We start from the raw sequence: 25338 nt of genomic DNA, 5'->3' as shown, positions 1-25338 counted from the left end.
CCGCCAGCTAACACTTATCCACTTAACGCTGGCCTCATTCATGAGGTCTATCCAGCCTGACCGATTGTGTTTATGACTGATTTTTGCTGCCATAAATTCTCATAGAACCCGTCAGAATGGTTGTCTGAAAAATAAGCGCCATCTCCAATCCGCCCCTGACACTGACTTTGCGCGCCACCTCACATTTTTCCATTTACCGCTGGCCTCGCTAATGAGGTCTAACCAGCCAGACGGGTCTATACTTTTGACTCATTCCTTTTTGCCAAGGAGTCTCACATGGCTTACTGCGTTATTCCTCCCTATATCCTTCGCAAGATCATCGCTCACAGTTCCGGCCACCAGCAGGAGCAGGCGCGCCGCACTCTGACGCACGTTCAGCACCTGATGGCGGAACACTGGCAAAAACCGACCGGCGTGAAAACGGCGGCGGGCGGTCACGTTGATCGTGAAATTTATGATGCCCAGAGCCAGGAGACGCTGCCGGGTAAGCTGATTCGTCAGGAGGGCCAGCCGGGTAATGATGATGTCGCGACTGAAGAAGCCTGGGACTACCTTGGCGTCACCTATGACTTCTTCTGGCAGGCGTATCAGCGTAACTCGCTGGATGGTCAGGGCCTGAAGTTGCTGGGTACCGTGCATTACGGTGAGAAATACCAGAACGCCTTCTGGAACGGTCAGCAGATGGTATTTGGCGATGGTGACGGCGAAATCTTTAATCGCTTCACCATTGCGATTGACGTTGTGGCCCACGAACTGGCACATGGCGTCACGGAAAACGAAGCCGGGTTGATCTATTTTGAGCAGGCTGGCGCACTGAATGAATCGCTGTCGGATGTCTTTGGCTCGCTGGTAAAACAGTTCAGCAAAAAGCAGCGTGCGGATGAAGCAGACTGGATTATTGGTGAAGGGCTGCTGGCGAAGGGGATTAACGGGCGTGGTCTGCGGTCGATGTCCGAACCCGGTACCGCCTACGATGACCCGCTGTTGGGCAAAGACCCGCAACCGGCCCACATGGATCACTATGTGAAAACCCGCGAAGACAATGGCGGCGTGCATATCAACTCCGGCATTCCTAACCGGGCTTTTTATCTGGCGGCCAAAGCGCTGGGTGGTCATGCGTGGGAACAGGCGGGATATGCCTGGTATGACACGGTGTGTGACGACGAACTGCCACAGGATGCAGATTTTAAAACCTTTGCCCGCTTCACCATTAAGCATGGTGAAAAGCGGTTTAACCCGTCAGTCAGCAGTGCCATTGAACAGGCGTGGAAGGAGGTTGGCGTGCTATGAGTGACCTGCCCGAACTCACCGATGATGCGACCATCGTCGTCGCGCGTGAAGGCGGCATGGCCTTTATTCCGGGGCTGCGCGCCGAACGTCGTTTTATGCTGGGCGAGCTGCCACCCCCTGAAAAACAGCGCGTCTGCCACGCGCTTGAGCAGGCTATGCCGCTGGGCGAACCCGAGGAGAAAGCCGCACAGGTGGGCAGTGGCGACCAGCGTTATTTTCGCATCCAGATTCAGTATGCCACCCGCCGTGAGGCGGGCACCATTGTGCTGCTGATCCCGGAACAGATAGCCCCGCCTGAGCTAAAGGCGCTGTGGCACGACGGAAAATAAGCAAATAAAAAGGGCCGACAATGTCGGCCCTTTTCCTTATGCGTTGTTACTTGCTGTCTGGCAGCGCGTAAGCAATCACGTAATCACCGCGGTCCGGTGACTGACGTGCGCCACCTGCCGAGATCAGGATGTACTGCTTACCATCTTTCGGTGAAACGTAGCTCATCGGGCCACCCTGACTGCCGACCGGCAGGCGTGCTTTCCATACCTCTTTACCGGTTGAAGAGTCAAAGGCGCGCAGATAGTAATCCTGCGTACCGGCGATGAACACCAGGCCACCCTGTGTTGCCAGCGTACCGCCCAGCGTTGGCATGCCAACCGGCATTTTCACACGCATTTTGATGCCAAACGGACCGGTATCCTGCACGGTGCCGACCGGCACCTGCCAGACGATTTTCTGGGTTTTCAGGTCAATCGCCGACAGCGTACCAAATGGTGGCTTCTGACAAGGAATGCCCAGAGGCGACATAAAGCGGTTTTTATTCACAGCATATGGCGTGCCTTTCAGCGGAACGGCACCCATACCGGTGTTGATTGCTTCGCCGCCGTTGCTGCCACGGGCAATGTTACTGGTATCCGCCGGGATCATCTGAACCCACAGGCCCAGACGCATGTCATTGACGAACAGCAGATGGTTGTTCGGATCGATCGACATGCTGCCCCAGTTCATACCACCCAGCGAACCCGGGAAGCTCAGCGACTTGTCGGTGTCCGGCACGGTGAACAGGCCGTCATAGCGCATTGATTTAAAGCCAATGCGGCAGGCCAGCTGATCGAACGGCGTTGCACCCCACATGTCAGACTCTTTCAGCGTCTGGTTGCCAATCTGCGGCATACCGGTCGAGTGTGGCTGTGTTTTCGTGTACTGCTCGTTCGGGATATGGCCCTGCGGCATCGGCAGTTCTTCGACTTTGGTCAGCGGCTTGCCGGTCATACGGTCAAGCACGAAGATCATGCCGGTTTTACCACCAATCACCACCGCTGGCGTGGTGCTGCCATCTTTCTGCGGGAAGTCGATCAGGCTTGGCTGCATTGGCAGGTCGAAGTCCCACAGATCGTTATGTACGGTCTGATAAACCCACTTCTCTTTACCGGTAGTCGCATCCAGCGCCAGCACTGAAGCACCATATTTGTGATCCAGTTCGGTACGGTTCGCACCCCAGAGGTCAACCGACGAACTGCCCATCGGGATGAACACCGTGTTCATTGCCGGGTCGTACGACATCGGCGCCCAGGAGTTCGGCGTACTGCGGGTGTAATCTTTACCCGGCATCAGAATCGCATTCGGGTCAACGTTGCCTGGGTCAAACGCCCAGCGCATTTTACCGGTGATAACGTCAAAGCCACGCAGCACACCGCCTGGCATATCGGTCTGTACGTTATCTGCGACACGACCACCCACCACGACGGTGGTGCCCGCCAGCGTTGGCGCAGAGGTCAGCTGATACTGTGGATCCGGTGCCTGGCCCAGTCCCGCTTTAAGATCAACGATGCCGTGCTCGCCGAAGTTTTCACAGAATTCACCGTTGTCGGCGTTAATCGCAATCAGACGCGCGTCGATGGTGTTCATCAGAATGCGACGCTGGCAGCTGTCACCGGCTGGCAGCACAGCGGCAGGTACAGGTGAAGAGCCCGGCTTATCCGGCTGTTGCAGCGGTTTAGTTGCGTCAAAGTAAGCCAGACCACGGCAGCGTGGCCAGACTTCTGCTTTGGCATTGATTTCACGTTTCCAGATCTGCTTACCGCTGTTGGCTTCAACCGCGATGACGTTGTTGTGCGGCGTACAGAGGTAAAGGGTGTTGCCAATCTGCAACGGTGTCTGCTGATCTTCGGCACCGTTACCGGTCGGGCTGACAGGCGTATCACCGGTATGGAAGGTCCAGGCGACCTGCAGATCTTTCACGTTGTCGCGGGTGATTTGGTCCAGCGCCACAAAGCGGCTGCCCTGCGGGGTATTACCGTAGTTATCCCAGTCTTTCTGCTGTTTCGCTTTATCAACCGGGATCAGTGGCAGCTCTTCGCCGGTCGCTGCAACGGTAGGATGTGGCTGGAACATCTGCACCAGCGTCACCACCATGCCTGCCGCCAGCAGCGCAGAGAAGGCGTATGAAGGTTTTGCCAGTGAGTGCTTACCTTCGTGCTTACGAAGTGAAGGCCAGATCAGGAAGGCCAGCAGCATCAGTCCGGCTGGCACCATCAGGCGCGAAACCAGTGGCCAGAACTCCAGACCCGCATCGAACAGTGACCAGATCAGGGTGCCGACAAAGACCAGCAGGAACAGAACCACTGCCGATGATTTGCGACGGAAGAATTGAATTGCGGAGAGTACAGTGACGATACCCGCAATTAAAAAGTACCAGCTGCCGCCAAGGGCTACCAGTTTACCGCCGCCAATGGCAAAGAACAGACCGGTGGCAAGCAGCACCAGTCCGAGCAGCACGGATGCGATTCCCAGCCCCTTTCCGGAGCGGGAGGATGTTTCAGCCATAACACTTACTCTCCTGAATAAACAGAGCATCCGGACAGATGCCGTCCGGACTCTGGCGCGTTATGCACGTCCGCGCAGAGCATTGCTCTGTTTCAAATCGAATATAAACAGACCCGCGTCCGTGAGAATCTGTGGGCCGGAAGAGCACGGATGTGGCTGACCCCTCCCACGACGCGGCAGGATTGTACCACCTGGTACATTACAGAGTGAACATATACAACGCGTTTGTTACGGCGTAATAGCATTTTTGCTACAAAAAAGGGCCAAGGGTCACTCTGCGTTATCTGACATTTTAAGCGTAGCTGAAAGCGAGGTCAGTGACCGGGTAGCTGGAAAAGTACGCGCTTGCGGGAGATCAGACCATGTCCGTTGCGGCAAAAATAGTCCACTGCGCCGCAGGCTTTCAGCACCTCAAGTGGCTGATGACACTCAGGACAGCAGGGATGCGCTCCACAGGCTGTGCAGATAAATTCACCGTCGCTCAGCGACAGCGGTTGCTGACATTTTTCACAAAGCACACGCATTGTGTTCACCCTCCTGCGTTATTCAGCGCAAAAAAAGAGGGCCAGATGGCCCTCATTCTATTAACGCTTATTCTTTTTCATATGCGCCATCAGACGCTTACGTTTACGCTGCTGCGTTGGCGTCAGCAGGTTACGTTTGCCTTCATAAGGGTTATCACCCTCTTTGAACTGAATGCGAATTGGCGTTCCCATCACATTAAGTGATTTACGGAAATAGTTCATCAGGTAGCGTTTATAAGAATCAGGCAGATCCTTAACCTGGTTACCATGGATCACCACGATAGGCGGGTTATAGCCACCAGCATGCGCATATTTAAGCTTAACGCGACGACCGCGTACCAGCGGCGGCTGGTGATCGTCTGCCGCCATGTTCATGATGCGGGTCAGCAGCGAGGTGTTAACGCGTCGGGTCGAACAATCATAGGCTTCCGTGATCGACTCAAACAGATTACCTACGCCGCTGCCGTGCAGCGCAGAGATAAAGTGGATGCGGGCGAAATCGATAAAGCCCAGACGGAAATCCAGCGTCTCTTTCACTTCATCACGCACTTCCTGCGACAGGCCATCCCATTTGTTGACCACAATCACCAGCGAGCGACCACTGTTAAGAATGAAGCCCAGCAGCGAGAGATCCTGATCGGAAATACCGGCATGGGCATCAATCACCAGCATCACGACGTTGGCATCTTCAATTGCCTGCAGCGTCTTGATTACCGAGAATTTCTCAACGGTGTCAGAGATTTTGGCACGCTTACGCACGCCTGCGGTGTCGATCAGAACGTATTCACGTCCATCACGCTCCATCGGAATATAGATACTGTCGCGGGTGGTGCCCGGCATATCGTAGACCACCACGCGGTCTTCACCGAGGATGCGGTTAGTAAGCGTTGACTTACCTACGTTAGGACGGCCAACGATCGCCAGTTTGATTGGCAAGCCAGTCGGGTCGAAGTTTTCCTCTTCCTCTGCGGCTTCCTGCTCAGCAATTTCGTCAGCTTCAAGCGCAGCCCAGTAAGCCTGGTTCTCTTCTTCTTCAGTGAGCTCGACCGTCTCGACTTTTTCCATCCACGGCAGCAGTGCCTCTTCTATCAGGCTGCTCACACCACGACCATGCGAGGCTGCAATAGCATGAATCTCGCCCAGGCCCAGTGAATAGAAGTCGACAATCGCCTGATCCGGATCGAGACCGTCAGTTTTGTTCGCCACCAGGAAAGTCGCTTTCTGACGGGAACGGAGATGTTTAGCGATCTGCTGATCGGCGGCCATCATGCCCGCACGTGCATCGACCATAAACAGCACAACATCGGCTTCTTCAATCGCCAGCAGTGACTGCTCAGCCATCCGCGTTTCAACACCTTCTTCGGTGCCGTCGATACCACCGGTATCAATAACAATAAATTCGCGCCCTTCCACTTCGGCGCGACCATATTTGCGATCGCGAGTCAGTCCAGGAAAATCCGCTACCAGCGCATCACGTGTGCGGGTTAAGCGGTTAAATAGCGTAGATTTTCCCACATTGGGACGCCCAACCAGCGCGACCACAGGTACCATAACAAAATGCCTCAATAAATAATGAATCGCCCGAATGGCGTGATTATAACGGCTCTGGCCGCTAAGTTCAGGCTTAAGGCGCAAAGAATACCATGCCTGACTAAAAACGAAACGGCCCCTGATTAAATCAGGAGCCGTCGGAACGGAGGATTTCACCTGCCAGACGTTTACCCGTTAACGGGTAATCGCATACACCTCGCCGTCTTTCGACTGGATCAGCAGCTTATCGCTGGCGACCACCGGCTCAGTCTGGAAGCCTGAGCTATCCAGTTTCTGCTGTGCGACAAAACGACCATCAGTGGTGTTCAGCCAGTGCAGATAACCTTCGCTGTCGCCGACCACCAGGTAGCCGTTGTAGAGCACCGGTGACGTCAGGTTGCGATGCAGCAGATCGCTCTGACGCCAGATGGCAACACCGCCGTCAGCGTTCAGCGCAATCACACGGTCATCCTGGTCGACCAGATAGATGCGACCGGCATCGACAATCAGATCTTTCACACCGCCAATTTCGCGTTTCCACAAAATCTGGCCGGAGCGCAGATCCAGCGCCGACAGGTTACCGTTGTAAGCGAGTGCATACACTACGCCATTAACGATAACCGGCGTGGTATCGACGTCATTGAGACGGTCGATCTCAGTAGCACCGCTGACCTGAGAAATACGCTGCTGCCAGATCAGCTGTCCCTGGTTCAGCACAACGGCGCTGACACGACCATTATCGCCACCGACAATCGCGCCGCCAAAGGCGACAGCAGGTGCAGATTCACCGCGCAGAGACAACGCTGGCATATCCAGGTTGACGCTCCACTTCACCGCACCGCTGCTCTGATCCAGTCCCTGCAGCATGCCGTTGCTGGTATGCACCAGTACCAGGCCATCGCTGACGACAGGACGAGACAGCGCTTCACCTGCGACGCTGGTCTGCCAGGCCAGGCTGCCATCACTGCTGTTCAGGGCATAAACTTTGCCGCGCTCGCTACCGACATAAACCCGATCGCCATCAGCGGTCAGGCCGCCTGATAACAGCGCTGAGCGGTTTTTAGAGAAGAAGCCGGTTTTCTCAGAGAGATCGACTTTCCATTTTTCTTTACCGTCTGCAGCATCCAGCGCTTTGACAATACCAAAACGATCGGCTGCAAAAACGGTGTTGTCCTGCCAGGCAGGATGCAGATTTGAGTAGAAATCACCAACGCCATCGCCTACCGAGGTGTTCCACACTTTCTGTGGCGTGAACTGGTTTTCTACCTTCGGCAACGGGGCCATTTTTACTACATCTTCTTCGCCGCTAAACAGCGAACAACCGCTGAGCAAAGTGACTGAAATCAGTCCTGGCAGCAGGTATTTACGTAATTCCATGTGCGCTCTCTTGACTGGCTTAGCTTAAGTTATTCATCTTCATCTTCATCTGCATCATTTGCTTCAATGCCGGAGAGGCGTCAGATTCGACTCCTTTACTCCAGGCATCGCGCGCGCCCTGCTTGTCACCTTTGGTCAGCAGCGCTTCGCCACGAATATCGGCCACAATGGCTGTCCAGCCATCACCCTTCACACCGTCAAGGGTTTTAAGCGCCGCATCCGCTTGATTCTGTTGCAGTTGAATGCGTGCCAGGCGCAGGTTAATCACCGCCTGCAGATTGGCATCTTTGGTGTCTTTCAGTCCGTTTTGCAGCAGCGTCGCGGCCTTATCAAGCTGACCGGCGTCAACATACTGTTTCGCCAGATCCATCGCAGCCAGCGCACCGTAGGTATTGCTGTTTTCACTGGCAAAACGGCTGACCGCTTCCAGCGTTTCCGGTTTACCCGCCTGCATGGCGCTGGTGAGCTGCTGATACTGCGCGGACACGGATTTCGCCGTATCATCCTGATGACTGCTCCAGTAACGCCAGCCACCCAGCGCAGCAATGCCGATGACTACGCCAATGGCTAACGCTTTGCCATTACTGGCAAAAAAGTTGCGCAGCGCGTCGGTCTGCTCGTTCTCATTGCTATACACTTCCACGCAATCCCTCTCCTTTCAATGGTTGGTGCTGTGTCACGCTTACTGTAACAGCGTGCGCAATACAGCAGCAGCCTCTGCCTGATCCAGCGTTTGCTGCTCGCCACGGCGCAGATCTTTAATCACGACCTGACCGGCTTTGACTTCGTCTTCGCCTAACACCAGGGCAACGCGTGCGCCCCACTTGTCAGCACGGGCAAATTGCTTCTTGAAGTTGCCGCCGCCAAAGTTAGTCATCAGCCTCAGTTCCGGCGCCTCATCACGCAATTTCTCAGCCAGCTGCATCGCAGCAGACTGCACGCCCTGACCTGAAGCGATAACATAGACATCCACATTGCTCGTCGGTTCAAATTCAGGATTAACCGCCTGAACCAGCAGCACCAGACGCTCCATGCCCATGGCGAAACCTACGGCAGGCGTTGCACGACCACCGAGCTGCTCAACCAGGCCATCGTAGCGACCGCCGCCACACACCGTGCCCTGTGAACCCAGGCTATCGGTAACCCACTCAATCACGGTGCGGTTGTAGTAATCCAGGCCGCGTACCAGACGCTGATTGACGGTGTAGCTGATACCTGCGTCATCCAGCAGGGCACACAGGCCGCTGAAATGCTCGCGGGAGTCGTCATCCAGATAGTCGCCAAGCTGTGGCGCATCATTCAGCAGCTGCTGAACATCGGGATTTTTGCTGTCGAGAACGCGCATCGGGTTACTGTACATGCGGCGTTTGCAATCCTCGTCCAGCACGTCTTTGTGCTGTTCAAGAAAGGCGACCAGCGCGTCACGATAGTGAGCACGGGCTTCCAGCGAACCGATAGAGTTGAGTTCCAGACGAACGTGCTCAGAGATACCCAGGGCTTTCCACCAGCGGGCATTCAGCATGATCAGTTCAGCATCGATGTCCGGTCCCTGCAGACCAAACACTTCCACACCGATCTGATAGAACTGACGATAGCGACCTTTCTGCGGACGTTCGTAGCGGAACATCGGTCCCATGTACCACAGGCGCTGTTCCTGGTTGTAGAGTAAACCGTGTTCGATACCGGCGCGTACGCAGCCAGCCGTGCCTTCCGGACGCAGCGTCAGGCTTTCACCGTTGCGGTCATCGAAGGTATACATCTCTTTTTCAACCACATCGGTGACTTCACCGATAGCGCGTTTAAACAGTGGGGTTTGCTCTACCAGCGGTAAGCGAATTTCGCTGTAACCGTAGCTCGCCAGCGTCTGCTTGAGAACGCCTTCAATCCGTTGCCAGAGGGCAGTATCCGCAGGCAGGTAGTCGTTCATCCCGCGAATTGCCTGAATATTCTTCGCCACGTTAAAATCTCTTAATGCAAAAAAACCTGTCCGGCATCATACCTTATGAGGATGAAACCGCACAGGTTCAGTCAAAAAAGTCACGTACGCAGGCCGCGCACGCCATTATTTTTCCAGATGCTGCACATCAATACGGCGGCTGGCATCCAGCATCGACGCTTTAGCACGAATGCGCGCTTCCAGCTGATCGATCATGTCATTGTTGTCGAGACGATCGCGCTGACGCACACCATCTTCGTAGAAACCACTCTTCTTGCTGCCGCCGGTAACGCCCAGCGTAGAGAGGGTCGCTTCGCCGGGTCCGTTGACTACACAGCCGATAATGGAGACATCCATTGGGGTGATCAGGTCTTCCAGACGCTGCTCCAGCGCGTTGACCGTACCGATAACGTCAAATTCCTGACGTGAACAGGTCGGACAGGCGATAAAGTTAATGCCACGAGAGCGAATGCGCAGTGATTTCAGGATATCGAAACCGACTTTCACTTCTTCAACCGGATCGGCCGCCAGCGAGATGCGCAGCGTATCGCCGATCCCTTCTGACAGCAGCAGACCCAGGCCAATCGCCGATTTCACCGCGCCCGCACGTGCGCCACCCGCTTCGGTGATGCCGAGATGCAGAGGCTGTTCGATCTGTTTCGCCAGCAGGCGATAAGATTCAACCGCGAGGAAGACGTCAGACGCTTTAACGCTGACTTTGAATTGATCGAAATTAAGGCGGTCGAGATGATCGACATGGCGCATAGCGGATTCCAGCAACGCCTGTGGCGTCGGCTCGCCATACTTTTCCTGCAGATCTTTTTCCAGCGAACCGGCGTTCACGCCAATTCGAATCGGAATATTGTTGTCGCGTGCGCAGTCGACCACCATACGGATGCGCTCATTGTTCCCGATATTACCAGGATTGATGCGCAGGCAGTCGACGCCATATTCGGCGACTTTCAGGGCGATGCGGTAGTCAAAATGAATATCTGCAACCAGCGGCACGTTTACCTGCTGTTTGATCAGTCTGAATGCTTCTGCGGCATCCATGGTAGGCACCGAGATACGCACGATGTCGACACCGACGCGCTCAAGGGCTTTGATCTGATTTACCGTCGCTTCCACGTCAGTGGTGCGGGTGTTGGTCATCGACTGAACGGCGATTGGCGCGCCGTCACCGACCGGCACCTTGCCGACGTAAATGCGTTTGGATTTACGGCGGATAATGGGTGCTTCGTTATGCATATTTCTTCTCCACAATTGCCCGGTACGCGATACGCTGTTATTGCGCACCCAACGTCAGGCGAGCAACCTGGTTATTACGGATAAAACGGCTTAAATCAACGGGCTGATTCTGATATTGCACCTGAACCGCGGACGGCGCGCCAATTTTCAGACGATACGGAGGCGTTCCTGCGAGGCTGAGTTTACCACCACTGCGCTGAATACCGCTGAACAGTTTTTTACCGGTCGCATCACTCACTTCCAGCCAACAGTCGGCGTTAAAGGTCATGACCACTGCGTTAGGATCAGCAGCCGGCTCACTGACTGCGGCTGCGCCTACTGGCATCTGAGGTGCTGTGCTGGTAACGGACTGGGTGGCTGCAGGGGCAGCCGCCGTGTTTTCCACAGGTGCCTGACTCGGTGACACCACCGCATTGCTGCTGGTGTCCTGCTGTGCGGCAGTCGCGCTATTGCTGGCGCTGGCGGCCGGAGCCGCACTCGCTGGCGTGCTGGCCGCGCTGTTACTGGTAGTGGTATTACTTTCGTCCGGCGCGGCGGGTGCCGCGCTGTCACCGCTGGATTCACCCAGCGGAATCGACTGGCCATTGTCGCTGCTACTGCTGTTCTGATCGGTCATCGGCACCAGATCATCCTGCGACGCCTTATGATTCTGCCACCACCAGGCGCCGGTCAGCCCCACCACCACAAACACCACCAGCCAGGTGAAAATCATCAGCCAGCCGTCGCGTTTTTTGCGGCGCTTACCCAGTGAGAAACTTTGCATCGGTTCGATTTTTGCAGCCCGAACCGGTGTCTGTTTCGCCATCATTGGCAGCAGTTCCTCTTCAGGAATGTGCACCAGACGCGCGTAAGAGCGAATATAGCCGCGCAGGAACGTAGAGGCTAAATCGGCAGGCGATTTGTCCTCCTCAATGTCACGCACGGTAGAGAGTTTCAGGCACAGGCGCTCAGCGACGTTCTGCTGCGTCAGCCCCATCTGCTCACGGGCCAGACGCAGGCGTTCACCTGTTGAATGTAATGCAGAGTTTTCTTGAGTGGCTTCAGTATTCATTAGCTAAATAACGCTGGTACTGTATCGATTGCGGAAAACGTCGCGCTAACTGGTCGCCATAACGTGAAACGTCAGCGGCATTTCCCTGTAGCGCGGCGAAACGTAAGTGTAACGCCAGACTTCGTGCCGTTTCGGGCAACTGTTGCTGGTAAACGTCGAGCAAAACCTGCACCTTTGCCAGCTGGTTATCTGCCATCAGCTTTTCAGCTTCCGACAGCAGCGAATCCGCTTTGCGTCTGTCGGCCTCAAGGGCCTGGCGTAACGTCCTGCGGGCAGCGGCAACATCGCCCGCCTGCAGATAACAAAACCCTGCCAGTTCACGCGCGTCATTGCGTGCATCAAACTGAGGTGCAGCGCCAGCCCGACTAAACTGTTGATGCGCTTCGTCATACTGCCTTAAAGCGCAGAGAAACGCACCGTAATTGTTAGCAACAAAACCATTATCCGGGGCCTGCTGCTGTGCCAGTATAAACCGTGCCTGCGCCGCTGTCTGATTACCCTGCTGCTGTGCCAGCCGTGCCAGTGCAAGCGAGACCCGGTAGTCTTCGGGCGCGGCGGCCTGTGCACGCAGAAAGTTTCGCTCAGCTGCGGCATAGTCTCCACCGGCCAGATAGTGCATCCCTAACTGCAGACGCACCTCTTCAGCGCCGGGTTCATACGGCTGGCTGACACACCCGCTTACAACAAACAGCGCCAGTAAAACTGCAGGTAATCCGTTATGCATAATCGTTTCCATCCGGTTGACGTTGAAAGGCTGCAGCCTGCCACGCGTCATCACTTCAGGAAACGCACTCTGTCACTCTTCTAGAGAGCCTTCACAGATATGGCTTCACCCGCCATTTTTTTACGCAGCGTTCGCTTGGTACGGTCGATCACTTCTCCGGCTAACTGACCACAGGCGGCATCAATATCGTCGCCACGGGTTTTACGCACGATGGTGGTAAAACCATAGTCCATCAGTACCTTGGAGAAACGATCGATGCGGCTGTTTGAGCTACGGCCATACGGCGCGCCCGGGAAGGGGTTCCACGGAATCAGGTTGATTTTACACGGTGTTTCTTTCAGTAATGCGGCAAGTTCATGCGCATCGTCGGTGCTGTCGTTGACGTGATCCAGCAACACGTACTCAATGGTCACACGTCCCTGATTGGCGTTGGATTTACCAATGTAGCGTTTCACCGCCGCCAGGAAGGTTTCGATATTGTACTTTTTGTTGATCGGCACGATGTCATCGCGCAGCTTATCGTTCGGCGCATGCAGGGAAATGGCCAGCGCGACGTCAATCATATCGCCCAGTTTATCCAGCGCAGGAACGACACCCGAAGTAGAGAGGGTCACGCGACGCTTCGACAGACCAAAGCCGAAGTCATCCAGCATGATTTCCATCGCCGGGACCACGTTATTGAGGTTGAGCAGCGGCTCGCCCATGCCCATCATCACCACGTTGGTGATAGGACGCTGGCCGGTGATTTTCGCTGCGCCGACAATTTTCGCCGCACGCCACACCTGACCAATAATTTCTGACACCCGCAGGTTACGGTTAAAGCCCTGCTGTGCGGTCGAACAGAATTTACACTCCAGCGCACACCCCACCTGTGACGAAACACAGAGCGTAGCGCGGTCGCCTTCCGGGATATAGACCGTTTCCACCAGTTGGTCACCGACACGAATGGCCCATTTGATGGTGCCGTCGGTAGAGCGCATCTCTTCCGCCACTTCTGGCGCGCGGATCTCCGTCAGCTCCATCAGCCGGTTACGCAGCTTTTTGTTGATGTCGGTCATCTGCTCGAAGTCATCGCAGCAGTAGTGATAAATCCACTTCATGACCTGATCGGCACGGAACGGCTTTTCACCCAGCGACAGGAAGAATTCGCGCATCTGCTGACGGTTGAGATCCAGCAGGTTGATTTTCTGGCTTTTGGGGGAGACGACAATAGGGGATGCGGACGCGGACGTCACAATCTGTTCGGACATAATATTCTCTGGCCTCGTTGTTACACGTTATGGCGCTGTTCAGGGATAGGTGAAAAAATTGCGCCTTCATTAAGCGATGTCAATGAAGGCGCAATATTGTACAACATCTGCGGCCTGATAACAGGCGAGAGTGACCTCCCCTACGCAGATTTTTGTAAAGCCGCTGTAACGTTTATCGCCAGGCGATTAACGAGTACGTGGGCAGATTTCGTTTTCGCCGAAGAAATAAGCGATTTCGCGGGCAGCAGATTCCGCAGAATCTGAACCGTGGGTCGCGTTTTCGGTGAAGCTGTCAGCGTAGTCAGCACGCAGTGTGCCAGCCAGTGCGTTTGCCGGGTTAGTGGCACCCATCAGGTCACGGTGACGCTGAACGGCATTTTCACCTTCCAGCACGGAAACAACAACCGGGCCAGAGGTCATGAATTCAACCAGACCATCGAAGAATGGCTTGCCCTGGTGCTCAGCGTAAAAGCCTTCAGCCTGCTCTTTGCTCAGCTGCAGCATTTTTGCGCCAACGATTTTGAAGCCTGCGCTTTCAAAACGGTTGTAGATAGCACCAATCACATTTTTAGCGACGGCGTTTGGCTTGATGATAGAAAAAGTACGTTCGATTGCCATGATGACCTCTGTCTTGACGTTCTGAAGAAACCGGTGGCGTTCGCCCCGGTTAATAAACGGCGCCGATTATAGGGGCTGAGTCCGGCATTGCCTACCAGAGATCCCTGATTTGTTGAAAATTCTTGATCTGAGTCGAAGCAGAAGCGCAACGGTTATGATTTAGCGCAGAAAAGCGTCAGCCCCGGCTAAAAGTGACCGAGACAAGCTGACCCTCTTCATCTATCACCACCAGTTGATACTCGCCCGGATGATCGAGATGCAGCGACATCTCTGCGGCATTTTGCGTTATGAGAGGCTCACCATTCAGGAACCACCAGCGCTGCGCACCCTGCCCGCCCTGCACCGCGACCGGGATCGCCAGCGCACTGCTGCCCGGCAGCGGCTTAACGATTTGCCCCTCAATGACGCCGGTGACGATCAGCGGTGCACTGCTGCCCTGCTGTAACGGTGGACAGTGCATATCAACAGGTGGCAGACGCTGCGCCCGCCGCTCCTGAGGCGGCAGCCAGGCTTCCAGCGGCAGCGGCCAGACCAGCCGTTCGTGACGGGTAGCGCCGGGACAGTCGGCAGCAACGCGCAGCCCCTGCGCATTCTGCCAGTAACTCAGGCGTAATCCGCTGAGGCTCTCCTGGCCGGGTGCCAGCAGCGTTGGCGGCAGCGTATCCGAAGCAACCCAGCTTTGCCGCCGCTGACGACAGTTTTCATCTCCGGCGGGCAGCGGCTGACCACCAGGCCAGCAGATGGTCGCGACCGTGACCGAAGCCGGACGCGGATCGCCTGGCACGTCACGCCTGCCGAGGCGGCTCATCAGCACGCTGTTAATCTGATTCATGATCGGCACGGCTGAGGCAAAACCAAACTGGCCGGCAACCGGCGTCGCATCAGGTCGTCCGACCCAGACGCCAATCAGATAGCGGGGATTGATACCCACCGACCAGGCGTCGCGATAGCCGTAACTGGTGCCGGTTTTCCAGGCCAGCGGCACCACATCGGGTACGCTGCCGTTGCCTGCGGGCTGCGCTTCCCCGGCCAGGATACGCCGGATGATCCACGCTGATTCCTTTGATAGCAGCGGTCGCTGCTGCAACGGTTGATCGGGCGTCCAGCGCAGCTGAGCGGCATTGCCGTGGCGGGCAAAGGCGCTGTAGGCCGCGACAATTTCATCCATGCGCGCCCCGGTGCCGCCAAGAATCAATGAAAGATTGGGTTCAGCGCCAGGCGGAAAACGTAAATTCAGACCCACATTGCGCAGACGCGCCGCGACGTTTTTCGGCCCCAGCGCCTCCAGCAGCTGAACGGCGGGCAGATTCAGGGAGCGCACCAGCGCATCGCTGGCGCTGACCGGTCCGTGAAAGCCGGTGTCAAAGTTGCCGGGCCGGTAATCACCAAAGCGACGCGGCACATCCTGCAGCAGCGATTCGGCATGAATCAGTCCCTCGTCCAGCGCCATGCCATAGATAAAGGGTTTTAACACCGAACCTGGCGAGCGCACGCTGGCGATCATATCCACATGACCAAAACGGCTGTCATCGGTAAAGTCGGCCGAGCCGACATAGCCGCGAACGGCCATGGTGGTGTGATCCACCACCAGCATCGCCAGTGAGGTGCGCGGCGGCAGCTGGTTTTTAACGTTCAGCGCCAGGCTTTCCAGTTCGCGCTGCAGTGAAGGATCGAGCGTGGAAACAATCTTATCGCTGCGGCTGATCGACAGCAGCCGCCGGGCCAGCAGCGGTGCCATCTGCGGCATCTGTCGCGGCGGCAGCCACACCGGCTCCTGACGAATTTCCGCCACCTGTTCCGCGGACCAGATGTGGTATTCCGCCAGCCGATCCAGCACTTTATTGCGAGCGGCTTCCGCCCGCTCCGGCCAGCGATCGGGCCGCAGACGGCTGGGTGCCTGCGGCAACACGGCAAGCAGCGCCGCCTCACCCGGCGTCAGCTGTGACGGGGCTTTGCCCAGCCAGCTCCAGCTTGCCGCGCCCACCCCTTCCAGCGTACCGCCAAAGGGCGCACGATTAAGATAGAGCGTCAGGATGTCTCGTTTGGAAAGATGCCACTCCAGCTGTAGCGCACGCCACGCCTGAATCAGCTTGCCCCGCAACGTGCGGGGTTGCGGGTCGACAAGGCGTGCCACCTGCATGGTCAGGGTGCTGCCGCCGGAAATCACACTCTGATGACGCAGATCCTGCCAGGCCGCGCGCACCAGCGCCAGGGGATTGATGCCGGGGTGATACCAGAACCAGCGATCTTCGTAGGTGAGCAGCGCCTGCAGATAGGCCGGTGCCACCTCTTCTGGTGTAACCGGATAGCGCCAGATGCCCTTGCTGTCAGCGAAGCGCCACAGCGGCGTGCCATCGCTGGCCACAATGACCCGCGCAGGCTGCACCTGTTTAAGCGGCAGCGGGAACAGCCGATCCAGTCCCCACGTCACCAGCCATAACACCACAAAAAAAAGCGGCAGCGCGAGCCACCACTTTTTAAGGGTGCGAGGTTTTAACACGCGTCGCGTCACTTACTGAATATGCAACTGCGACGGCGTACTGCCGATGGCGCGCCACTCCGGCACATACATCGACTCGACCTGCGGCGGCGGTATCAGGAAGCGACCCGGTGTGACCGCCCGCGCCAGATAGACCAGCGTTGCGGGACGATAAGTATCTACCGCCAGCGCCGCGACAAAGCGATCGTCGCGGAACTCAATGTGCTTAATGTCAGCCTGCTGCATATCGCCCATGCTCTCTTTCAGCGCATCCGCACTGTCGCCGAGGCTGGCGCTGCTGTCGGCCAGATTCTGGTTTTCCAGCTCCAGACCGGCAGGCAGCAGATCCACCACCAGCGCATCGCTGATGCTGCGCTTTGACGAAACGGTCAGACGCACCACCAGCAACTCCCCGCTGCGCAGATTACTGAGATCGGCGGCTTTGCCATCCAGGGTGAAGTATTCACGTTTTATCCCGAGCACATTGCTCTCCGGCTGCGGGGCGGCCAGCGGATAACCGGTGACGTCCAGACGACCATACAGCGGCGCACTGCCCGGATTACGGATGGCTAAGCCCTGTAACAGGCGGTCAGCAGACAGCCCTTTATTCAGTGGCGCATCGCCCTGCAGCGGTTCAGGATTGCCCGACAATAGCGCCTGCCAGCTGCTGCCCTGCGCACGTTGCAGAGTGTGAGCTGCCAGATAAAGTGCGTTATTTTCCTGAGTCGAGAACCAGCGTTTGCCATTGACCTCCCTAGACAGCGACAGCAGCAGACTGTTTTGCACATCCGGCTGCAGCTTATTTTCCGCCAGCAACGCAATCATCATCCCCTGATCGCGCACCGTACTGCCGTAGTCGCCATACCACTCTTTGTCCGAACGCGTCAGCGTGGCACCCTGCATGATCGCCTGCTGTGCACGCTGTCCGTCGCCCATCAGCTTCAGCGCGACGCCAAGCTGCATTAGCGCCAGGCCGGAGCGGGCCTTCTCACGTTGCTGATACAAGGCGCGCAACGCACCCAGCGGGGCACGTTGCTGACGCGCCAGCACCAGCCCGGCGTAAGCCTGTACGCTGAACTGTAGCGCGGCGTTGTTATCACCGCCGCCGCTGATCTGCGAGGGATCCTGCAGATAGCGCAGTAGCCGGGCATTAGCGCGCTCCACCACATTATCCGGCAGCGCATAGCCCGCCTCGCTGGCGCGCAGCAGGAAGTCCGTCACATAAGGCGTCAGCCAGAACTCCTCTTCACTCTGTTTATCCCACAGCCCAAAGCTGCCGTTGGCGCGCTGCATGCCTGCCAGACGGGCAATGCCGGTGTCGACGGCGGCCCGTCGTGCTTCATCGCTGCTGGTTTTAATACCCATGGCGGTCAACTCAGCATGGCTGGTGTAAAGCGAAGGCCAGAGTCCGCTGCTGGTCTGTTCCAGGCAGCCGTAGGGATAGGCGTAAAGCGCACTGATATAGCTGGCGATATTCAGCGGCGGACGATTGCTCAGCGTCAGCTGGCCGCTCAGGGTTTGTGCATCCAGCCCCGTCAGCGCCGCCGCCGCGATCTCCCAGGGCTGATCGGGATTGATTACGGCATCAAAGTTCAGCGTCTGCGCCGGATAAGGCGGTCTGACACCCATTTTCCACTGCTGTCTGCCGGGCTTCACCTGCTCACCCGGCAGGTTCAGACCGGAAATCTGTACGGTAACCTCGCCATCACCAAAGCCGGTTTTCGCCGTAACCGGAATCTGTAACGTGGTGCGTGCACCTTTAGCCAGCGTCACACTCTGACTGGCAGCACCGGCCAGATCCAACAGGCCACTGCTGGAGAGATCAACCTTCAGGGTTTGCGGCAGATCGGTCAGGTTAGTGAGATCCAGCGCCAGGGATGCGGTATCGCCGCTGGCAAGGAAACGTGGGGTAGCCAGCTCGCTGATCAGCGGTGCCGCGACCACCAGTTTGCGCTCTGCGGCACCGAAGCTGTCATCGCTCCAGGCCTGCGTCATCAGCCGCAGTTCACCGTTAAACGCCGGGATCGGCAGCGTAATCGACCCGTTGCCTTCTTTATCCAGCGTCACCGCCTGTAACTGCTGCGCGACGATATTAACGTGCGTCACCGGCTTTTTACCGCCGCGCGTCATCGATTCATCTTCGCCATCACCACCAAAACGCAGCGCCGCCAGCCGGCCGCCGCCTTCGATCAGCTGACCAAAGACGTCGTACTGATCGACGTTGTAGCGTTTACGGCCAAAGAAAGCCTGCCACGGATCGGGCGTTTTAAAATCCGTTACGCTAAGTACGCCACTGTCCACGGCTGACAGCAGCACATTCACTTTTTCTGGCAGCGGACCGCCGTCACGACTGGCATGAACCTTAACCGTCAGGAGTTGCTCAGGACGGATTTTATCGGGTGCCGCAAGCGTCAGGTTTAAGCGACTTGCTTCGGTCGCCATCGGCAGGTGCAACAGCCCTACCGCGCGTTTGGGTGTGGCACCACTGACTTTATCGCCATCACGCACCACAATAGCGCTGAAGTAGAGATCGTGACGCCGCCAGCTCTCAGCCACCGGCACATCCACCGTTGTGCCGCCCTTTGGTACGGTCAGCGGCTGCCACCAGAGCGTGCCGCTGCTCGACTCCACCATCAGGTAGCCTTTACCGGCAGCCGGTGACTCGACCTGCAGATGCACGGTATCGCCCGGCTGGTAAGCCGCTTTATCCAGCTTCAGTCTGACCTGATCCGGACGCAATGCGCCCGTGCCGTTGGTGTTGTCCTGCCAGTCATAACCGGCCTGGAACCGCACGCTGCTGACGATCTTCTCGCCCGCCTGCACTTCCAGCCGGTAGTGGCCCCACTCGACCGGGAAGCTGACTTTGGTGCTGCCGTCAGCCGGGATTGAGATGGCGCGTTCATCTTCCTGCAGATCTTTGTCGCCATACTGCGACTGCCAGCCTTCGCTGTCAGAGAAGCTCCAGTAATAATCACGGCGCTCACGGATCAGGCGCACATCCAGCTTGTCTGCCGCCAGTTTCCTGCCCTGACTGTTGGCATAGACAATGTCGAATTCGGCAAGGCTCTCTTCCGGCACCGTAGGCTCGTCGTGATAGCGGTCGCTGCGGTAGTCATAAACTGCCTTATTACCGAATAACGGCCGGATACCCGGCAGGGCGTCAGCGGGCCAGATAGCCTGGGTAGCGCGACGTGTGACCGGTCGACCGCCGGTCTCCAGCAGGCTGGCCTGCAGGATCAGGTTAAGCGGGGAGTGCAGCTGATCCCACTGATTCTCTACCGTAAGCTGCGCTTTACCGCTGGCATCGAGCTTGAGGTCCACCTCATCCAGCGTGCGCTTTAATCCCTCTTCGGTGATGTCACCAAACTGGTAGCCCGGTAGTGCAGCCACGGCTTCACGAGCCGGTCGCAGATAGAGTTGCCCCTGTAAGGTGTTCCCGGCAGCTGGCGCGCCATAGAGGTAGCGTCCTTCAATACCGAACTCAACGCTGGCATCAGCAGGCTGCGGCTGAGGATCATTTTTCAGGGTTAACGCCATGCGCTCCGGCAGGAAATCCTCAACGTGGAATTTCCACTCACGCTTAAGGTTATCGCCGGTATTGAGCCGCAGCATCCAGTCGCCGGTCATGGCGGACGCGGGCAGTGCCAGTCGCTGCTGATAGAGTCCCGCTTCTGGCTGCCAGACAAAGGTCCGCATCACCTGGCCGTCAGGCTGCACCAGCTCCGCTTTGATCGGCTGGGTGGGCAGCGGGCGTCCGTCGGCATCGCGCAGCAGCGCATTGACGATGACGATTTCGCCGGGCCGGTAGATATCGCGCGGGCCAAAGACAAACAGCTGTTTGTCATAGCCCTGCGGCCCGGCTACCGGAAACTCCGCCAGATCCAGCGCCGGACGCGCCAGATCGATCATTGAGGTCTGTTCACCCTGCACGGCCAGCAGGAGCTTGCCTTTTTCGTCCGCTTTCAGGCGCAGATGACCGGTACTGTCACTGGTGTCGCTCTGCAGCACCTGCCCTTTCTCATCCAGCAACCTGACGCTGACGCCGGAGAGCGGCTGGCCGTTTGCCAGACTCTGGGCGAAGAGTTCGAACTGAGTCGGAAAGCGGTGCAGTGACAGGCCAATATCGCTCAGAGTGAAGAGTGTGGCGGGCTGGCTGTAGTGATAAGTCCCGGCCTGCTTCATGACGGCCAGATAGACGCCGGGCTGCTGAAGCGCCTTGATGTCACTCATCGGCAGCTGCAGTTTTTCACGGGTGTTTCGCGCCGGGTTAAGCTCAAAGCGACCAGTGTAGACCAGCTGGCTGCTTTTCAGCAGATCCTGTGACTGCCAGCTGGAGAGGTTATTGCCGTAATTCCACTGCGAGAGAAATTCCGCCAGGCCGGCATTTTTTATGCGGAAGAAATCGACATCGACCTGGTTAACATTCAGCGCCAGTACCGGCAGGCCCTGCGTGATACGCAGCGGCAGCAGTGAACCGCGGCTGGCAAAGCCCACCATCGGCTGGATATCGCTGGACGCGATTTTTTTACTGTAATCGGCGGCGAGCGTCTCACCGCTGGCCGCACGCAGTCCCGCATCCACCGTGACGGTGAAGTGGCGCGACGGTTCGGGATGGCGGAAGCGCAACGTTTTACGGTTAGCAGAAAGCTCCCAGCCGCCATCCACCCGTCCCTGTTTGTCGTCGGTCAGCCTGACTTTCTGCGCGATATCCTGTTTGTCATCCAGCGGCTGACTGAAGGTTAAGACCAGGGCCGCCGCACCGTCGATCTGCAGTTCCGAGAGATCGATAATCGTCAGCGGCTTGCTGACATATTTGGTTGCAGGTGCCTCTGCTGCCTGGAGAGGCAAAGCAGGTAACAGGGTCGCTGACAGCAGCGAGCCACCGATCAGCATGCTGAGCAGCAGCCGGGTAGTGCGTTTCTTCATGGTAGTTCCTTCACCGGGACGCAGGGAGTGTCGTTTGATTACGCTACGCAATTTCATATCAATGCTCGCATTTAATCAACGCTTCTCTTGAGATGGTGCGCACATTCCCTGACACTGGTATGACAGATTGCTGAGATGAGGTTGTTATGACGACGCCACTGTTTGTGTACGCCGACTGGTTACAAGAGCACTACAACGATGAGCGGCTTCAGGTGCTGGATGCACGTCTGTTGCCACCCGGAATGGAAGCGGTTCGCGATGTCCAGGCTGAATATCTGGCAGGTCATCTACCCGACGCGCCTTACTTTGATATTGAAGCGCTCTCCGATCACACAAGCCCTTATCCGCACATGCTGCCGCGTGCCGAGACCTTTGCCGTCGCGATGCGCGAGCTGGGCGTGAGCAGTGATAAGCATCTGGTGGTCTATGACGAGGGCAATCTCTTTTCCGCGCCGCGCGCCTGGTGGATGCTGAAGACCTTTGGCGTGGCGCAGGTGTCGATTCTGGCCGGTGGTTTGCAGGGCTGGAAAGAAGCCGGTTTTGCGCTGGCAACCGGCGACGTGAATCTGCCGGAAGGTGAGTTTGAAGCGCACGCAGATGAAAGCCGGGTTAAACGCCTGACGGACGTGCTGCTGATCAGTCATGAAGGCGGTGCACAGATTGTTGATGCGCGTGCCGCTAATCGCTTTAACGCTGAAGTGGACGAACCGCGTCCCGGCCTGCATCGCGGACATATTCCCAACAGCCTGAACGTGCCGTGGAATACGCTGGTTGAGCAGGGAAAACTGAAGCCGGAAGCGGAACTGCGCAGGCTGTTTGCTGACGCGGGCGTGGATATTACCCAGCCGGTGGTCGCCAGCTGTGGCTCTGGCGTAACGGCGGTGGTATTGATTCTGGCGCTGACGGCGCTGGGCGCTCGGGATGTCACGCTGTATGACGGGTCCTGGGGCGAATGGGGCAGTCGCGACGACTTACCGATAGCGAAATAAAAAACAGGCGGCCTATGAGCCGCCTGATTTTTTGATAATGCCTGGTTCGTTCAGCTGTAATACCGACGCTGCACAGGAAACAGGGTCAGATCGGAAAGTCGCTTAAGCCAATCCCTGGCCGCTCGTCCCGCGCGATTACGCACCTCATCCCTGAGGTGCGCCCGTAGCCGGGCCAACGCTTCGCGTTGTTCAAAAACACTCCCGGCATTTTTGTCCATGGCGCGGGACGCTTTCCTCTTCTGACCCTGTGCCCTGCGCGTTAAGCTTATTCGTTGCGGCCAGATTCACTCTGATTCGGGATTATCAACTGTCTGAGGCGACCTATGAGCCGCCTGTTTTTTTAGTGCGTCAGATAATCCGCTCACTGCCCTTGAAGTCACGCAGGAAACTGCCCCAGCGACGCTCATAAAATGGCGTGATGTGGGCGGTAAAGAAGTGGCTGATGCCACGGTCCTGCAGCGTGACTTCACAGATATCAATCGGTGCATCGTCCGGCAGCGTGTCCGTTGCCACACTGCCCGCCGCCTGAATAATCGCCTCAATGTTGCTGTCTGCTTCAATACCAATCAGCAGATTGGGCGCTTCGTCTGCCCGCTCACGAATGCTGGCGATAAACGCCCGGCGCACCTGTTTATGCTTACTGAACAGCTGCGTCAGCGAATCGATCATCTGCGCAGGCGGCTCGGCCACTTCAGAGAGCAGCAGGGACTGTCCTCCTTCCAGCACGGTTTGCTGGCTTAGCGCACTGCCCTCTTCAGCCAGCAGATGGGTGATTTCGGCTGCAGTAAACTCTTTACCGGAAGGCAGTTTGGGATTGAGAAACAGCGTCTCGCCACGTGTAATCTCAAACAGCGTCCGGACCGGCAGACGCAGCCAGGACTGCTCACCGCTCACCGCTTCACTCATCGCCTCTTCAGACGTGAAAAAAGGAATGATGCTGCTGCCATCCTCTTTTTCCCAGTGCTGCAGATCAACGGGCGTGCTGGCATCAAGCTGTTGCGTAGTGCTTTCGCCTGGAACAAAGACATCAGACTCCAGCAGCAGTTGAAAAAATTCGGGCCGATGGGCAGGCTCGGTGGCTGCCAGCTTCAGCACCTCTTCAAGACGGTTCATAGTTTCCCTCTGAACAGCGGCGGCATCTGCCACCGCTGAGCCCTTCTTATTTCAGTAGCAGATTAGCGATGGTTCGCACGCCAAGACCTGTTGCACCCGCCGCCCATTGATCAACCGCCCCTTTGCGATAGGTGGCGGAACAGTCGATGTGCAGCCAGCCCTGCTGATAGTTGCTCACGAAGTGGGACAGGAACGCTGCTGCACTGCTGGCGCCTGCCGCATGAGACGGGCTGGCGATGTTATTGAGATCGGCGAAGTTAGACGGCAGATGGCTGCGATGGAATTCAGCCAGCGGCAGGCGCCAGAAAGGCTCGTTCTCACTTACCGCGCTGCCCATCAGCGACTGCGCCATCACATCATCAAAGGTAAACAGCGCATGATAGTCGTTGCCCAGCGCCGTTTTAGCCGCGCCGGTCAGCGTGGCAGCATCGATGATCAGCGTCGGGTTCTGCTCGCTGGCGTCGATTAAACCGTCGGCCAGGACAAGGCGACCTTCCGCATCGGTGTTCATGACTTCCACCGATTTGCCGTTGCGATAGCGAATGATGTCGCCAAGCTTGAAGGCGTTACTGCTGACCATGTTATCGGCACAGCAGAGGTAGAGTTTGACGCGCTTGTTCAGGCCACGCGAAATCGCCATTGCCAGTGCGCCAGTAACGGTCGCCGCGCCGCCCATGTCAGACTTCATTGAGTCCATGAAGCTGCTCTGCTTCAGGCTGTAGCCGCCGGTATCAAAGGTGATGCCTTTACCGACCAGACAGGCGTAGACCGGTGCATTCTCATCGCCGGTTGGGTTGTAGTCGAGCGCCAGGTAAACCGGCGGGCGATTTGAACCCCGTCCCACCGTGTGCAGGCCCATATAGCCCTGAACGCGCAGATCGTCGCCTTTGGTAATGCGATAGCTCACAGCGCTGCCGCCCACTTCACTGATCAGATCGACGGCAGTATGCGCCAGCTGTTCCGGCCCCAGGTCTTCTGCAGGCAGGTTAATCACGTTGCGGACCCAGTCGATGATTTTCAGACGGCGATCAAACTCCGCCTGCTCATGTTCGCCCAGCGCTGGCCACTCAACCTGGCGCTGGCCTTTCGGGCCACGGAAGCCCTGCCAGAATGCCCAGCACTGCTCCAGGTGCCAGCCTTCGCCGGTCAGCGCCACGTGGCGGATGCCCTGGCTGTCGATTTTGTGCGCCGCACGCTGAATAGTATTCAGCGCATCCGCGCCGGTGAGATGCAGCGTCATGCCGCTGTCGTTGCTGCTCAGAATCGCTTTTTCGCCCCAGCGCGCATCGGCGGGCTGGCTGCTAAGCGTAATGTTCATGGGTTGTGTGGTCATCGAAAAGCTCCGTAATCGTTATCTGTTTCATCCAGCCTGATTGTTATGACGGCTTTAATAAGATGTTAAATGTATTTCACAGAGACCTGATAACAGATTCCGCCGGACGTTGCCAGCGAAGCGCCCATATTGG

Annotated in this window: 18 protein-coding genes; 3 read left to right on the top strand and 15 right to left on the bottom strand. The window is 57.1% G+C overall.

Annotation, left to right across the window (positions count from 1 at the left end; all coding sequences use genetic code 11):
- The first annotated feature begins 276 nt into the window (after nucleotides 1–276).
- The gene (locus EGO56_RS05100) at nucleotides 277–1290 is read left to right on the top strand and encodes a M4 family metallopeptidase (protein ID WP_135907865.1); all 1014 of its coding nucleotides are present in this window, start codon (nucleotides 277–279) and stop codon (nucleotides 1288–1290) included.
- Complete coding sequence (locus tag EGO56_RS05095) at nucleotides 1287–1619, top strand: protealysin inhibitor emfourin (RefSeq protein ID WP_033733520.1); 333 nt, start codon at nucleotides 1287–1289, stop codon at nucleotides 1617–1619. The genes EGO56_RS05100 and EGO56_RS05095 overlap by 4 nt, the downstream gene beginning before the upstream one ends.
- A 46-nt stretch (nucleotides 1620–1665) precedes the next feature.
- Here EGO56_RS05095 and EGO56_RS05090 read toward each other — a convergent pair whose 3' ends face one another.
- The 13 genes from EGO56_RS05090 to EGO56_RS05030 all read right to left on the bottom strand — a co-directional run bounded on the left by EGO56_RS05090 (nucleotide 1666) and on the right by EGO56_RS05030 (nucleotide 21770).
- Nucleotides 1666–4107 carry a glucose/quinate/shikimate family membrane-bound PQQ-dependent dehydrogenase gene (locus EGO56_RS05090; RefSeq protein WP_135907864.1) on the bottom strand — a complete coding sequence of 814 codons (2442 nt, stop codon included), beginning with the start codon at nucleotides 4105–4107 and terminating at the stop codon, nucleotides 1666–1668.
- Between the two features lie 314 nt (nucleotides 4108–4421).
- Nucleotides 4422–4631 (bottom strand): zinc ribbon domain-containing protein, encoded by a 210-nt coding sequence (locus tag EGO56_RS05085; protein ID WP_135907863.1) that lies wholly within the window; start codon nucleotides 4629–4631, stop codon nucleotides 4422–4424.
- Nucleotides 4632–4691: 60 nt separating this feature from the next.
- Nucleotides 4692–6182: a ribosome biogenesis GTPase Der gene (gene der / locus EGO56_RS05080; RefSeq protein WP_135907862.1), complete on the bottom strand. Its 1491-nt coding sequence runs from the start codon at nucleotides 6180–6182 to the stop codon at nucleotides 4692–4694.
- A gap of 174 nt (nucleotides 6183–6356) precedes the next feature.
- Nucleotides 6357–7538, bottom strand: coding sequence for an outer membrane protein assembly factor BamB (bamB, locus tag EGO56_RS05075; RefSeq protein WP_135907861.1), 1182 nt, complete (start codon nucleotides 7536–7538; stop codon nucleotides 6357–6359).
- 19 nt (nucleotides 7539–7557) lie between these two features.
- On the bottom strand, nucleotides 7558–8181 hold the full coding sequence (locus tag EGO56_RS05070) for a YfgM family protein (protein WP_135907860.1): 624 nt from the start codon (nucleotides 8179–8181) through the stop codon (nucleotides 7558–7560).
- Nucleotides 8182–8220: 39 nt separating this feature from the next.
- Nucleotides 8221–9495, bottom strand: coding sequence for a histidine--tRNA ligase (hisS, locus tag EGO56_RS05065; RefSeq protein ID WP_135907859.1), 1275 nt, complete (start codon nucleotides 9493–9495; stop codon nucleotides 8221–8223).
- A 105-nt stretch (nucleotides 9496–9600) separates the two neighbouring features.
- Complete coding sequence (gene ispG, locus EGO56_RS05060; protein WP_003848692.1) at nucleotides 9601–10722, bottom strand: flavodoxin-dependent (E)-4-hydroxy-3-methylbut-2-enyl-diphosphate synthase; 1122 nt, start codon at nucleotides 10720–10722, stop codon at nucleotides 9601–9603.
- A gap of 37 nt (nucleotides 10723–10759) precedes the next feature.
- Nucleotides 10760–11773: a cytoskeleton protein RodZ gene (gene rodZ, locus EGO56_RS05055; protein WP_135907858.1), complete on the bottom strand. Its 1014-nt coding sequence runs from the start codon at nucleotides 11771–11773 to the stop codon at nucleotides 10760–10762.
- Nucleotides 11763–12497, bottom strand: a complete 735-nt coding sequence (gene pilW / locus EGO56_RS05050) for a type IV pilus biogenesis/stability protein PilW (RefSeq protein WP_135907857.1) — start codon at nucleotides 12495–12497, stop codon at nucleotides 11763–11765. The genes rodZ and pilW overlap by 11 nt, the downstream gene beginning before the upstream one ends.
- An 80-nt stretch (nucleotides 12498–12577) precedes the next feature.
- Nucleotides 12578–13747 (bottom strand): dual-specificity RNA methyltransferase RlmN, encoded by a 1170-nt coding sequence (gene rlmN, locus EGO56_RS05045; protein WP_013358729.1) that lies wholly within the window; start codon nucleotides 13745–13747, stop codon nucleotides 12578–12580.
- A gap of 186 nt (nucleotides 13748–13933) precedes the next feature.
- Complete coding sequence (ndk, locus tag EGO56_RS05040) at nucleotides 13934–14365, bottom strand: nucleoside-diphosphate kinase (RefSeq protein ID WP_003848684.1); 432 nt, start codon at nucleotides 14363–14365, stop codon at nucleotides 13934–13936.
- Between the two features lie 175 nt (nucleotides 14366–14540).
- Nucleotides 14541–16865, bottom strand: coding sequence for a peptidoglycan glycosyltransferase PbpC (gene pbpC / locus EGO56_RS05035; RefSeq protein WP_135907856.1), 2325 nt, complete (start codon nucleotides 16863–16865; stop codon nucleotides 14541–14543).
- Between the two features lie 12 nt (nucleotides 16866–16877).
- Entirely contained in the window at nucleotides 16878–21770 is a 4893-nt protein-coding gene (locus EGO56_RS05030; protein WP_135907855.1) for an alpha-2-macroglobulin family protein, read from the bottom strand.
- A gap of 146 nt (nucleotides 21771–21916) precedes the next feature.
- On the opposite strand from EGO56_RS05030, the gene sseA reads away from it, so the two are divergent.
- Entirely contained in the window at nucleotides 21917–22759 is an 843-nt protein-coding gene (sseA, locus tag EGO56_RS05025; RefSeq protein ID WP_135907854.1) for a 3-mercaptopyruvate sulfurtransferase, read from the top strand.
- A gap of 348 nt (nucleotides 22760–23107) precedes the next feature.
- On the opposite strand, the gene sseB is transcribed toward sseA, so the two are convergent.
- Nucleotides 23108–23872 carry an enhanced serine sensitivity protein SseB gene (gene sseB, locus EGO56_RS05020; RefSeq protein ID WP_033733530.1) on the bottom strand — a complete coding sequence of 255 codons (765 nt, stop codon included), beginning with the start codon at nucleotides 23870–23872 and terminating at the stop codon, nucleotides 23108–23110.
- Between the two features lie 46 nt (nucleotides 23873–23918).
- Nucleotides 23919–25205 (bottom strand): aminopeptidase PepB, encoded by a 1287-nt coding sequence (gene pepB, locus EGO56_RS05015; protein ID WP_135907853.1) that lies wholly within the window; start codon nucleotides 25203–25205, stop codon nucleotides 23919–23921.
- Nucleotides 25206–25338: the final 133 nt, after the last annotated feature.

Origin of the sequence: Pantoea vagans (assembly GCF_004792415.1) — a bacterium.
Lineage (GTDB): Bacteria > Pseudomonadota > Gammaproteobacteria > Enterobacterales > Enterobacteriaceae > Pantoea > Pantoea vagans.
Note: the sequence above shows the minus strand (reverse complement) of the source record. Positions and strands in the feature narration are given on the sequence as shown.

Coding starts and splice junctions, on each gene's coding strand:
- EGO56_RS05100 (WP_135907865.1), top strand. CDS start 277: ATGGCTTACTGCGTTATTCCTCCCTATATCCTTCGCAAGATCATCGCT.
- sseA (WP_135907854.1), top strand. CDS start 21,917: ATGACGACGCCACTGTTTGTGTACGCCGACTGGTTACAAGAGCACTAC.
- EGO56_RS05085 (WP_135907863.1), bottom strand. CDS start 4,631: ATGCGTGTGCTTTGTGAAAAATGTCAGCAACCGCTGTCGCTGAGCGAC.
- bamB (WP_135907861.1), bottom strand. CDS start 7,538: ATGGAATTACGTAAATACCTGCTGCCAGGACTGATTTCAGTCACTTTG.
- ndk (WP_003848684.1), bottom strand. CDS start 14,365: ATGGCAATCGAACGTACTTTTTCTATCATCAAGCCAAACGCCGTCGCT.
- der (WP_135907862.1), bottom strand. CDS start 6,182: ATGGTACCTGTGGTCGCGCTGGTTGGGCGTCCCAATGTGGGAAAATCT.
- EGO56_RS05090 (WP_135907864.1), bottom strand. CDS start 4,107: ATGGCTGAAACATCCTCCCGCTCCGGAAAGGGGCTGGGAATCGCATCC.
- pilW (WP_135907857.1), bottom strand. CDS start 12,497: ATGCATAACGGATTACCTGCAGTTTTACTGGCGCTGTTTGTTGTAAGC.
- EGO56_RS05095 (WP_033733520.1), top strand. CDS start 1,287: ATGAGTGACCTGCCCGAACTCACCGATGATGCGACCATCGTCGTCGCG.
- pepB (WP_135907853.1), bottom strand. CDS start 25,205: ATGACCACACAACCCATGAACATTACGCTTAGCAGCCAGCCCGCCGAT.
- EGO56_RS05030 (WP_135907855.1), bottom strand. CDS start 21,770: ATGAAGAAACGCACTACCCGGCTGCTGCTCAGCATGCTGATCGGTGGC.
- sseB (WP_033733530.1), bottom strand. CDS start 23,872: ATGAACCGTCTTGAAGAGGTGCTGAAGCTGGCAGCCACCGAGCCTGCC.
- rodZ (WP_135907858.1), bottom strand. CDS start 11,773: ATGAATACTGAAGCCACTCAAGAAAACTCTGCATTACATTCAACAGGT.
- rlmN (WP_013358729.1), bottom strand. CDS start 13,747: ATGTCCGAACAGATTGTGACGTCCGCGTCCGCATCCCCTATTGTCGTC.
- ispG (WP_003848692.1), bottom strand. CDS start 10,722: ATGCATAACGAAGCACCCATTATCCGCCGTAAATCCAAACGCATTTAC.